This window comes from Aerococcus sp. UBA6277 (assembly GCF_002440555.1).
Classification (GTDB): domain Bacteria; phylum Bacillota; class Bacilli; order Lactobacillales; family Aerococcaceae; genus Aerococcus.
Map to the genome: position 1 here is coordinate 16,369 of NZ_DJUR01000021.1, position 11,575 is coordinate 27,943.

Below are 11,575 nucleotides of genomic sequence, written 5' to 3' on the forward strand. Positions count from 1 at the left end.
GTTTTTTGTCTATATTATTTTGATACACTACTGAAATAATGCTTGCACTTCAGCAGGCGCCTCACCGAAAGCCACTGTTTCGGTTAAATTCCCTTGCACAATCCACCGTTGGGTCAAATCAGCTGTACACGTCATCAAGGTAATAATAGGATTACCCGTCACTTCTTGCGAAATATACTGCACTTGATCAGGATTCACTGCTTCAACGAAGAAAGTTTCATATACGTAAACGTTGGTCAAATCTGTCAGGTAAATTTTATCCCCAACCGTCACTGAATCCGAAATGTTATTCAGTAAGATATCTGTCCCGTAGCCGATATGGTGGCTAGCTAAAGTATAATTCCCTTGGCCCATGACTTGGTCTGGGAACATAGTCCCTGCACCCGACACCATGGCTACATCAGACATGCCTTTAATGACTGCGGTATTTAAATTGGCATCCGGAATAGCTACTGCCCCCAGGACATCCAAGTCTGCTTCGCCCGATTCAATGTCCGCCCGCACTTGGTTGACTTCTGTTGCCGACACATTGCGAACCTCATTGAAATCAAACTGGCCATTTGACTGGTCCGACGCATTTTCTTGTAGCTCTTCAGCCGTATAATTTGCTACCGCCACATCTTGCTGGTTTAAATACACCTGTACCACTGGCCAAGCCTGGTTGATCATAATGACTATCCCAATCACCAATAATATCAGTCCTAAAACCCGACGAAAGCCCACTCTTCTCATCAATAGACACCTACTTCCAATTCGCATTATTTTCAAGGCTCATTATGACACATTTTCCAACCATCCGCTATCTAGACCTTTGTCACAAATTCAATCCACAGACAAGTTTTTGACTTTCCACCAACTTATTCACACCATTTGAATAATACCAGCCTTATTTATCAAGTTTTCAACCGTTTTTACAAAAGTTTCCCACAGCTTGTTGATAAGTGTCCGGATATCTACACAGATTTTACACAAGAATACCCCATTTACCCACATACTTATCCACAAATCCACAGACTCATACACAAATCGCAGACAAAAAAGGACACTTTTGCCTTAAAAAGTGTCCTTTTCCCTATTTTACTGTGGATGAAGGCGGTTTTAGCCACACATATACCCAGAATGATGAAACTTATCCCCATTTCAAGCATACCTGTAGTATCGGATGCCAAAAGTCAGAATTATCCGACACTTCCCAAAATACCCAATTACTTGCCGTAAATGTTCACCTTTTGGTCCAGCGCTTCAATTCTTAGTGACTTTTGTCACACTTCCTATGTTAAATACTATATTCACCTATTCGGTTCCAATTCTTGTCATGTAAAATAATGCGGGCAGGCACCCCAACGGCCGTCGCATAGGGTGGCACATCATGAATTACAACAGCATTGGCCCCAACTTTGGCATGGTGGCCAACAGTGACATTACCTAAAACAGTGGCGTTTGCCCCCACCTCAACGTCATGTTGGATGGTCGGATGGCGCTTTGCCCCCTTGTCATTACCAGTCCCGCCTAAAGTGACCCCGTGGTACAACTTGACCCGGTCGCCAACAATAGCCGTTTCCCCAATGACAACGCCCATGCCGTGGTCGATAAAGACGTTTTTCCCAATTTGGGCCCCTGGATGGATTTCAATGCCTGTATCCTTGCGGGTCGCTTCTGCCATTTTCCGGGCACCATAATAGTCTTCTTGTAAATAGAGTTCTCGCTCTGCGATATGGCGGACCACTGCCTGAAAACCTGGATATAGAAAGACTTCTTCTAAGGAATGAGGCGCTGGATCGTGGTCATATATGTATTGGGCGAAGTCGCGGTGCGCTTCGTTTAACTCATCACTCAGCATGCCCATCACCGAATTGGCTAGTTGATAGGTAACGTTCACCTGAATCTGGTAATACGGTGACAACAACCTTGCCTTTACCTAATTCTTTAGCGAGCTCTTTTGCCGCTACATAGTTAGCACCTGAAGAGAAACCAGCGAAAATCCCTTGAGAAGTCGCCAATTCTTTGGCTGCCGCAATCGCATCTTCATTTGAAACAGTCGCTACTTTGTCTAAAATAGATTGATCTAAGACTTTAGGAATAAAGTTGGCACCTAATCCTTGAATCTTATGAGGGCCTGCCTTACCTTCAGTTAATAGCGGTGAATCACTTGGCTCACCACCCCAAACAACAGTAGCTGGATTCTTCTCTTTTAAGACATGACCAACACCTGAAACCGTACCACCAGTACCAATACCAACCACAAAGCCGTCAACATTCGGTAAGTCAGCTAAGATTTCTTTGGCAGTTGTTTCCTCGTGGGCAGTCACATTGGCTCCGTTTGTAAATTGACCAAAGACCACACCATTACGTTCAGCCGCAACTTTTTCAGCGGTTTCACCAGCCAATGCCATACCACCAGATTTATCTGTCAAAATCAGTTCCGCACCGTAAGCTTGGATCAATTGACGACGCTCGATACTCATTGATTCTGGCATCACGATCACGACATTAATACCTAAAGCCGCACCAACCATAGCTAATCCAACACCCGTATTACCAGAAGTTGACTCAACAATTGTTCCGCCAACTGATACTTTTCCTGAATCCAACAAGTCTTGGACAATATATTTTACGGGACGGTCTTTTACCGAACCTGATGGATTATTTTTCTCTAACTTGACATAGATATCCGCAGAATCTTCATCCAAACCATTAATTTTGACCAAAGGTGTATAACCAATCGCGTCTACAATATTTTCAAATAACATAAAATCCCTCCATATATAAGCTATCATCATTTTTTGACTACTTGCTTTCACGCTATACTTTTCTGAATTTCTCAAGAGTTTTCTAACTGAAAGACAAGTGAACTATCTACCCGAATAGTACCTTTTTCATTGCACATAAGCAATTGCTTTGCTCAGTTTTTGATGATGAATAATTGAAGGATTTTGATTGTATTTGTCTATCAAGAAAAGGGGGGATAAACACTTTGACAATAAGAATTAAAGGCGTATCATGGACTTATTAAATCTCTTGGAGGTACATATGGATATTCGATTCGCACAGGGTATAGATATTCCTGATATTTTAAAACTACTAGAACAAGTCAATTTGATTCACCACCAAGCTCGGCCAGACATCCTGAAGGAAGCGCCTAAGTATACTTCGGATGAAATTGCGAACATTATTGAAGATCCACAACGCCCAATTTTAGTCGCTATTGAAGATAATCGTGTACTTGGTTACATGTTTGGTATCTTCCAAGAAACCTCTGAAAGTGCGTTTCTAGTTGGCGAGAAATCCTTATACATTGATGATATCTGTGTTGATCAAAATGCCCGTGGTAAACATGTCGGCCAAACCCTTTACCAAGCCACTAAAGAATTAGCCGCCGATACAGGTTGCCGCCGCATCACCCTAAACGTTTGGGCCTTCAACGACTCAGCCAAATCTTTCTATGAAAAAATGGGCATGCAGACCTTTAAAACGACATTAGAAGACATTTTATAAACTATCACAACGACTTAACGGACATGTTAGGTCGCTTTTTTTGAAAAAAGATTTCTACCATCAAAAAAGAGCGCTGACGAATTTCTTCACCAACACTCTTACTTATACATAGCCATTCTTTTTTCAATTACACTTCTTCTAGCATTTCTTTTGCTGTAGCTACAAACTCATCCATTACCACTGAAATTTCTCGTTTCATCTCTTCTTGGTGTACTCGAGTTAATTGACCATTATCTACTAGATGGGCGCCATTAACCCAAACATCTTGTACATTTTCTGATTTACCTTGGTAAACGATGGTTGAATAGGGATCATAAACTGGGAACATATTGAAAGACTTCGTCTCTAATAAGACAATATCAGCCTCATAGCCTATCGACAGCTGGCCTACCTTATTCTCTATGTGCAAGGCCTTAGCCCCACCACGTGTGGCTAGGTAAAAAATGTCTTTAGCGGGAAATGCTGACCGGTTTTTATTGGCTGTTTTTTGTGCATAAGCCATAGTCCGCATTTGATTGAACATATCTAAGATATTGCCTGAGCTTGGTCCATCTGTTCCTAAACCAACTGTGACACCCGCATCAAGCATTTTTTGAATAGGTGCCACCCCCTTAGCTGACTTGGTATTCGCTACAACACAATGGGCAACGGATACGCCGTATTGGTCTAGTACTTTTATATTTTCCTCATTCGTGTGAATGCAGTGTACAGCAACCATATGATCATTCAAAACGCCTTGATCAGCTAAATACTGAACTGGTGTTGATTGATATTTTTCCCTAAATTCCGCCATCTCCTGGTCCATTTCCGACATGTGAATCCCATATAAGATGTCATTGTCCTTCGCAATTTGAGCGATTTCTTGTAAGACTGGTAGGTCAACTGAATAAGTCGCATGTGGGCCAATCGCTGGTTTCACCAATTCATGGTTACGCCATTTTTCGATGAATTCAGGTAAGAGCTTCATGCCGTAATTAATTTCGTTTAAATTTTCGCACGAAGTAGACGATTGAACAGTTTGGCCAAGAAAGGCACGTATTCCCATTTCGTTAGCTACCTCTGCTACGTCATTTTCGTAGAAATACATATCAAAAACAGTCGTAATACCAGATTGTAGCATTTCTGCAATTGCCATCTTGGAAGATGCACAACATAATTCTTTTGTCAGACTACGCTCTAATGGTAGCAAAAGCCGGAATAACCGATCTTTCATATCATCGCCTAATCCCCGAAAAGGAATCATCCCCATATGACAATGCGTGTTAATCATTCCAGGTATCAGGAGTCCACCAGCAGCATCTACCACCTTGATACTCTCTTCAAAAGCATCCGGATACGTGTCATCATATTTGGCCATTGGCCCAAGATCTTGAATCACTGTATCTTCAATTAGTAGAAAGCCTTCGGGATAATCATTCCAATCATCATCCATAGTGACTATCCATGCATTTTTTATGAGTGTCTTCATCGATAAAACTCCTCGCTATTTGTTCAAGGTTTCATTCCATTTAGTTAACCAATCTGCCATTTGCTCATTGACAAATTTCGTGTCAATTGACTGCGCACGTTCAGCCACAGCCCCATAAGTTTTATTGGCAGCAGCTTCTTCAGATAATTCAACCGTCGTATTTACGGGTGCTTCGTTTAATGAAGTTGCAGTAGTAGATTGTAATTCTTGAGAAATTCTCCAGTCAATATAAGCATATGCTGCTTCTTTGTTTTCAGCTGTAGTTGGGATATTAATCGTATTGTAATTAGCATAAGTACCTGATTCTGGCACTACATATTCAACGTTTGGATTACTTTCTTTGATAAGGTCATAGGCAAAGTCAGCAACAACGGCTACTTCAATTTCACCTGCTTGGAACATATTAACTAGATCTGAAGATTTTTCGTAAGTTTTGACTACATTTGGTGATAATTCACTTAATCCCACAAATGCTGCTTCTCCTTTATCTGAAGTAATGTCCACATCTTTATAATCACTAGCTAGATATAACATCGCTGGACCAAAAGTTGTTGAAATATCTGGAATAGAGATGGCACTTGCATATTCCTCGTCCCATAATTGGTTCCATTCTTCAATTTCATGCCCAACTACGTCAGGATCATAAACAATCCCAATACTATTGACTGTATACGGTACACCTGCACCATTTTCGTATACTTCCTTAGCACCTTCAGATAAATTCGCAATATTTGGTACCTGTTCTTCAGTTACAGTGTCAAAAAGGTCTGCACTAGCACCTTGATCTGCTTGTAATTGAGATAACTCAATTGCATCTATCCCTGTAGAAGCGCCACTTTCAACTTTAGACAAGCGTTCTGCCGCATTTCCTACTTCTAAAACAACATCATAGTTATTGTTCTCCCCAAAAGGTGTTGTAACATCCTGCTCAACGATATCCTGGCTTAAGCCAAAAGTAGATAAAGTAAACTGACCAGCCTCACCAGAATTGCTAGCAGTTTCGTTTGTATCACTTGAACTTGCAGACGAACTCTCAAGATTAGCCGCGGAATTGCCACAACCTGCTAAAGTTAATAAAATAGCTGGAACGCCAATTAAAGTTAAAATACTTTTCTTCATAAGATTATTCTCCTCTTTATATATCAATGCTGTATCTAGTCATTCTCTGTCAATTATTTAGCCAATATAATCATTCGGTCGCTTGGTAAGGTAAGTGTAACCTCTTGATCAACTTCAAATAAATCACTATCAGCAGTCGTCACAATAAAATTACCTTGCTCACTTGCTACTTCATATTGATACCCTCTACCAAGATAGGTCCGAACACGAATTTTTCCACGAATTTGATTACTTCCTGGGATAGCGTCATCTGCCCTCATTTGAATGTCAGCTGGGCGAATGGTCAAAACGACTTGACCAGCAGTAGATGTCTCATCACTTGCATCCACTTCAAACTGCTGACCTTTATTATCAATATATGCACTGCCTTCCTTGGTTACAGTAATGAAGTTTTCAAAACCAATAAAGTCGGCTACGAAATGACTTCTAGGATGGCGGTAGATTTCTTCTGGTGTATTGAATTGCTCAATAACCCCTTGATTCATAATCGCTACCTTGTCAGAAATAGAGAAGCACTCTTCCTGATCATGGGTCACAAAGATAGTTGTAATCCCTAATTGTTGTTGAATACGGCGAATTTCCTGACGCATCGTTACACGAAGTTTCGCATCTAGATTGGATAACGGCTCATCCAATAACAATAACTTGGGTTCTAAAACTAGCGCTCTAGCTAAGGCTACACGTTGTCGTTGACCACCAGATAATTGTTTTGGAAAACGTTGTTCAAAGCCTTTAAGTCCACAAATTTCAATAAAACGTTGTACTTTTTCTTCAATCACTGTTGTCGCAATTTTTTTTGCTTTTAAACCAAAAGCAACATTGTCAAAGACACTTAAATGTGGAAACAAAGCATAACTTTGAAAAACCATTCCAAAGCCGCGTTTATGAACAGACACATCCGTCATATCTTCACCATCTAGAATGAATTGCCCTTTTTGCGGATTGATTAGCCCTGCAATCACACGCAATGTTGTCGTCTTCCCGCAACCACTAGGACCAAGTAAAGAAAGGAATTCTCCTTGCTTGATTTTAATAGAAAGGTCTTCAAGAACATAATGCTCTTTCTTATCATAAGAAACGCCAATATTATTTAATTCTACAAAAGCCATTATTGGCCTCCTTCATCATTGGTTTGGTTGATGGCAGAAATGCCAATCGTTTTGTCTACTAGCACCATTAACACAATAGTCACTACCATTAATAATGTGGATAAAGCTGAAACAGACGGGTCATAGTTGAATTCCATATAGCTCATTAAGGTAATCGGTAGCGTCGAAACACCTGGACCCGACAAGAACATTGAAACTGGAATATTGTTAAAAGAATTGATAAACGCCAATAAAAATGCAGACATGATTCCTGAACGAATATTAGGCAAGACAATCTGAATTAAAGCTTGTGTCCTAGTTAATCCAAGCGTCCATGCTGCTTCTTCCAATGAATCATCCATATTTTGTAAGGCTGATCCAACAACTCGAATCACATAAGGAATGGAAATAATTAAATGACTCATGATTAATCCAGTCATAATAGATAATTGAAATTGAACGGTAACCAGCTGCATTAATACGTACCCGATCACCATACCCGGAACTAAAGTGGGTGACAGGAAAATATTATTAAGGAAGTTTTTCCCTTTAAAGTTTCCCTTTTCCAGCGCATAAGCTGCCGGAATGCCAATAAGTAGGGCAATAATTACTGCCACAAGGCCTACGATTAAACTCGTCATAAAGGAACGCTTAAAAGTTTCTGATTGAAAGACGACTAGATACCAATCTAGTGTGAAACCTTGAATGGGGAATTGAATAGTTGCCGCAGTCCCAAAAGATGTCACTACTATAACGACTAAAGGAATCAACAGAAATATAAACACCATACTAGCTATCAAAAGGAGTAATTTAGATTTTCGCATCAGTTTTCCTCCTCATACAACCGTCGATCAAGACGAGCAGCTAATTTATTCAATAACCACATAACCAAAACTGTTACCACAACCATAATCACTGCAATCACACTGGCTAATTGCCAATCTCCAAGTGTCATCGCTGACTGTCTTAAATATGTAGCCAAGACCATATTACGATTGCCTCCCAATAGTTGCGGTGTGGTATAAGCTGTTAGGGTACCTGTAAAAACTAGAATAGACCCAACTATCATGCCCGAAACACTTAGCGGTACAACTACCTTGATAAACACTTGAAGTTGGTTCAATCCTAAACTACCAGCAGCTTCAACAATTTCATCATCAATATTGTCCATAACCCCCACCAAAGAAGTAATCATTGTTGGTAGAAACAAATAAACAGAACCGATGATAATCGCAAACTCGGTATACAAGAGACTTAAAGGTTGATCAATGATCTTCAACGATAATAAGAGCTGATTGACCACGCCATTTTGTCCAAGAATATTAATCCAAGCAAAACTCCGAACCACGGAATTGGTTAATAAAGGGAAAACAGTAACTGCCATCATGATATTCTTCCATCGACTATTCAATCCAGATATGAAGTAGGCAGTCGGTACCCCTAAAATGATACAAATCACCGTAACAGTCAAAGCGATATAAAGTGTTCGCCATAAGACATTCAAACTATAGCTACTTTCAAAAAACGAACGATAATATTCAATTGGATTACCAGATTCGGTGACAAATGTGGTCACAAATAGCATGGCTAAAGGAATTAGCAAGAACACAAGTACCAATATAAGGGTTGGTAGTAGTGCTATCGTGCGACTTACTTTGTGCATTATTTTTCTTCCTTTCTTTTAAAACATACTAATCATTTAAGCACAAACACGAACGAATTAAAATAAAATTATTGATATTATACGTATTTATTATAAAATTGTTCGGATTTAACCTTTTGTATTTTACCTATTTTATATATAAGTAGCTACAAAGACTTAAAAACGAACATTATGTCACCTACGACAAATCCATCAAATTGCTCTTCTAGCCATCAAAAAAAGAGTAGCCTCCTCCAAGGAAAACTACTCTTTCAAAATACATTGGTGTTATTCAATTATTATTCTGCTACAGCAACTGCTTCAATTTCTACTAGTGCACCTTTAGGAATTGCCGCAACTTCAAAAGCTGCACGGGCAGGTGTTACGCCTGTAAAGAATTCAGCGTAGACTTCATTCATAGCCGCAAAATCATCGATATTATCTAATAAAACTGTTGTCTTTACTACATTAGACATATCCAATCCTGCTTCCGCTAAAATAGCTTGAATATTGGTTAATGATTGACGGGTTTGCCCTTGAATATCAGTAGTCGCAAATTCACCCGTTGCTGGATCAATTGGTAATTGTCCAGACACATAAACAGTACCATTCACACTAACGGCTTGAGAATATGGCCCTAAAGCTGCTGGCGCTTTTTCAGTTGCAATTGCTTTTTTTGTCATAGATAACATCTCCTCTAATAATTTTTTAATCTTATATATCTATTATTTACTAATTTAGGAGAATTGTCGATGGTTAAATTAAACATAAAGTATCCCTATCCACCTTTTAGAGTTATCGTCATTATAAACATTAGATATATGATGCCCTAAATTTAAATACATAAAAAAAGGATATCCAACATGGATACCCTTGAAAACTGATAAATTCAGTCTTTTTATGCTTCTTCTGCGTTTTCGTCTTTGAAACCGTATTTTTTGTTGAAACGGTCCACACGACCATCTGCTTGTGTGAATTTTTGACGTCCAGTGTAGAATGGATGTGAGTCTGATGAAGTCTCAACACGGATCAATGGGTAAGTGTTACCATCTTCCCACTCAACTGTTTCAGCAGAATGAACTGTTGAACCAGATAAGAATTTGTATCCTGTACTTGTATCCATAAATACTACTGGATGGTAATCTGGATGAATCTCTTGTTTCATTTGTACATACTCTCCTTTTCGCCCTGAACTTCTGCAGCCCAGAGATTATTTTTAACATAACACGAGTAGTCTATCATAATCAACTATCACTTTCAAGTAGATATTTATGATTTACCCTTGTTTTTTCCTTTGGATAAAAAGACATCAAGCCGTTCAATAAACTGATCATTAGTTTCAGTTTTCTTCATTTCTTTCAGCATTTCATTGGTATAAACCAACATATCGCCCTTCATCGTCTGGCGCAATTTCCATAACACTTTCAAGGTCGACTCATCATGCAACAACTCTTCCTTACGAGTAGATGAACGACGAATATCGATTGCTGGGAAGACACGAGACTCTGCCAAGTCACGTGATAAGTGAATCTCCGCATTACCCGTTCCCTTGAACTCCTCATAAATCATATCGTCCATACGAGAACCCGTATCTACTAAAGCTGTCGCCAGAATAGTTAAGGAACCCCCATCTTCAATATTTCGGGCTGATCCAAAGAATTTCTTTGGCTTATAGAAAGCAGCTGGGTCAATACCTCCAGATAAAGTCCGGCCACTCGGCTTCTCAACCAAGTTGTAAGCACGAGCCAAGCGCGTAATTGAATCCATCAAGATAACGACATCACGCTTATCTTCCACCAAGCGACGCGCCCGTTCTAAAACCAACTCCGCAATCCGCACATGGTTTTCAGGCCGTTGATCGAAAGTAGAAGAAACCACTTCACCGTCAATTGACCGCTCTAAATCCGTCACCTCTTCAGGCCGCTCATCAATTAACAGCATGATCAACTCAACATCCGGATTATTGGCGGTAATCCCGTTAGCGATTTCCTTCATCAAGACCGTTTTACCAGCCTTAGGTGGTGCCACAATCAAACCACGTTGACCGTAACCAACAGGCGAAATCAAATCAATCATCCGGGCAGACAAACGTCCGGGTATCGACTCTAACCGTAGCTGTTCATTCGGGTAGACAGGGGTCAAGGCCGGAAAATGCGCCCGTTCCTTCGCCTCATCTGGGTCCTTACCATTCACCGCGTACACATGCATCAAACCCAAGTACCGCTCAGAAGCCTTAGGCGGACGAGCTGTCCCCGATACTAAATCCCCATTTCGCAAACCAAACCGGCGAATCTGAGAATTCGAAATATAAATATCCTCCTGACTAGGCGAATAATTAATCGACCGCAAGAAACCAAAATCAGACCCCGTAATATCAAGCACACCCTCGACATTCATAAAGCCCTGACTCACCTCTTGCGCCCGCAAGACAGCCATAATCAGCTCCTTCTTATTCATTTGACTATAGTAAGGGACCTTATACGCCTTTGCATACTGGTAAATCTCCTTCAACGTCATAGCCTGCAAACTATGCAACTTTACGTGTTCTTGCTCATTTTCTGACATAAAAAAACCTTCATTTCTATCAATACTTAGTTACTTTCTGGAAAAGGACGACCGCCTAGAAGCTGAGTGCAAAAAGATGTCGCTGGCCATTATGAAGCCAGTAGCTCCTTGGGTCTAAGAAGTGTTAAGAGAGGACTTGCTTGTTGTTTGGGTAAAAATGTAAAGGACTGCGGCACCTTTGCCACAGCCCTAACATGC

At 40.2% G+C, this 11,575-nt stretch carries 12 protein-coding genes; 1 reads left to right on the forward strand and 11 read right to left on the reverse strand.

Annotation, left to right across the window (positions count from 1 at the left end):
* Positions 1-27: 27 nt before the first annotated feature.
* The 3 genes from B2V22_RS03820 to cysK all read right to left on the reverse strand — a co-directional run bounded on the left by B2V22_RS03820 (position 28) and on the right by cysK (position 2,750).
* Positions 28-732, reverse strand: a complete 705-nt coding sequence (locus tag B2V22_RS03820; protein WP_069286487.1) for a class A sortase — start codon at positions 730-732, stop codon at positions 28-30.
* Positions 733-1,276: 544 nt separating this feature from the next.
* Positions 1,277-1,840: a serine O-acetyltransferase EpsC gene (epsC, locus tag B2V22_RS03825; RefSeq protein WP_290490659.1), complete on the reverse strand. Its 564-nt coding sequence runs from the start codon at positions 1,838-1,840 to the stop codon at positions 1,277-1,279.
* Positions 1,830-2,750: a cysteine synthase A gene (gene cysK / locus B2V22_RS03830; protein WP_290490660.1), complete on the reverse strand. Its 921-nt coding sequence runs from the start codon at positions 2,748-2,750 to the stop codon at positions 1,830-1,832. The genes epsC and cysK overlap by 11 nt, the downstream gene beginning before the upstream one ends.
* Positions 2,751-3,030: 280 nt before the next feature.
* Here cysK and B2V22_RS03835 point away from each other — a divergent pair, with 280 nt between their 5' ends.
* On the forward strand, positions 3,031-3,495 hold the full coding sequence (locus B2V22_RS03835) for a GNAT family N-acetyltransferase (protein ID WP_290490661.1): 465 nt from the start codon (positions 3,031-3,033) through the stop codon (positions 3,493-3,495).
* Positions 3,496-3,622: 127 nt separating this feature from the next.
* Here the strand turns inward: B2V22_RS03835 and B2V22_RS03840 are convergent, their stop codons facing one another.
* The 8 genes from B2V22_RS03840 to rho all read right to left on the reverse strand — a co-directional run bounded on the left by B2V22_RS03840 (position 3,623) and on the right by rho (position 11,377).
* Complete coding sequence (locus B2V22_RS03840; RefSeq protein WP_290490662.1) at positions 3,623-4,963, reverse strand: amidohydrolase; 1,341 nt, start codon at positions 4,961-4,963, stop codon at positions 3,623-3,625.
* Positions 4,964-4,978: 15 nt separating this feature from the next.
* Positions 4,979-6,082, reverse strand: coding sequence for an extracellular solute-binding protein (locus B2V22_RS03845; protein ID WP_290490663.1), 1,104 nt, complete (start codon positions 6,080-6,082; stop codon positions 4,979-4,981).
* Between the two features lie 53 nt (positions 6,083-6,135).
* Positions 6,136-7,191, reverse strand: coding sequence for an ABC transporter ATP-binding protein (locus tag B2V22_RS03850; protein WP_290490664.1), 1,056 nt, complete (start codon positions 7,189-7,191; stop codon positions 6,136-6,138).
* On the reverse strand, positions 7,191-7,994 hold the full coding sequence (locus B2V22_RS03855; RefSeq protein ID WP_290490665.1) for an ABC transporter permease: 804 nt from the start codon (positions 7,992-7,994) through the stop codon (positions 7,191-7,193). The genes B2V22_RS03850 and B2V22_RS03855 overlap by 1 nt, the downstream gene beginning before the upstream one ends.
* Positions 7,994-8,833: an ABC transporter permease gene (locus B2V22_RS03860; RefSeq protein WP_290490666.1), complete on the reverse strand. Its 840-nt coding sequence runs from the start codon at positions 8,831-8,833 to the stop codon at positions 7,994-7,996. The genes B2V22_RS03855 and B2V22_RS03860 overlap by 1 nt, the downstream gene beginning before the upstream one ends.
* 278 nt (positions 8,834-9,111) lie before the next feature.
* Positions 9,112-9,495: a RidA family protein gene (locus B2V22_RS03865; protein WP_290490667.1), complete on the reverse strand. Its 384-nt coding sequence runs from the start codon at positions 9,493-9,495 to the stop codon at positions 9,112-9,114.
* A 215-nt stretch (positions 9,496-9,710) separates the two neighbouring features.
* A complete protein-coding gene (locus B2V22_RS03870) occupies positions 9,711-9,977 on the reverse strand; it encodes a type B 50S ribosomal protein L31 (protein ID WP_003142271.1) in 267 nt (88 codons plus the stop codon).
* 104 nt (positions 9,978-10,081) lie between these two features.
* On the reverse strand, positions 10,082-11,377 hold the full coding sequence (rho, locus tag B2V22_RS03875; protein ID WP_290490668.1) for a transcription termination factor Rho: 1,296 nt from the start codon (positions 11,375-11,377) through the stop codon (positions 10,082-10,084).
* Between the last annotated feature and the right edge of the window lie 198 nt (positions 11,378-11,575).

Coding starts and splice junctions, on each gene's coding strand:
- B2V22_RS03820 (WP_069286487.1), bottom strand. CDS start 732: ATGAGAAGAGTGGGCTTTCGTCGGGTTTTAGGACTGATATTATTGGTG.
- epsC (WP_290490659.1), bottom strand. CDS start 1,840: ATGCTGAGTGATGAGTTAAACGAAGCGCACCGCGACTTCGCCCAATAC.
- cysK (WP_290490660.1), bottom strand. CDS start 2,750: ATGTTATTTGAAAATATTGTAGACGCGATTGGTTATACACCTTTGGTC.
- B2V22_RS03835 (WP_290490661.1), top strand. CDS start 3,031: ATGGATATTCGATTCGCACAGGGTATAGATATTCCTGATATTTTAAAA.
- B2V22_RS03840 (WP_290490662.1), bottom strand. CDS start 4,963: ATGAAGACACTCATAAAAAATGCATGGATAGTCACTATGGATGATGAT.
- B2V22_RS03845 (WP_290490663.1), bottom strand. CDS start 6,082: ATGAAGAAAAGTATTTTAACTTTAATTGGCGTTCCAGCTATTTTATTA.
- B2V22_RS03850 (WP_290490664.1), bottom strand. CDS start 7,191: ATGGCTTTTGTAGAATTAAATAATATTGGCGTTTCTTATGATAAGAAA.
- B2V22_RS03855 (WP_290490665.1), bottom strand. CDS start 7,994: ATGCGAAAATCTAAATTACTCCTTTTGATAGCTAGTATGGTGTTTATA.
- B2V22_RS03860 (WP_290490666.1), bottom strand. CDS start 8,833: ATGCACAAAGTAAGTCGCACGATAGCACTACTACCAACCCTTATATTG.
- B2V22_RS03865 (WP_290490667.1), bottom strand. CDS start 9,495: ATGACAAAAAAAGCAATTGCAACTGAAAAAGCGCCAGCAGCTTTAGGG.
- B2V22_RS03870 (WP_003142271.1), bottom strand. CDS start 9,977: ATGAAACAAGAGATTCATCCAGATTACCATCCAGTAGTATTTATGGAT.
- rho (WP_290490668.1), bottom strand. CDS start 11,377: ATGTCAGAAAATGAGCAAGAACACGTAAAGTTGCATAGTTTGCAGGCT.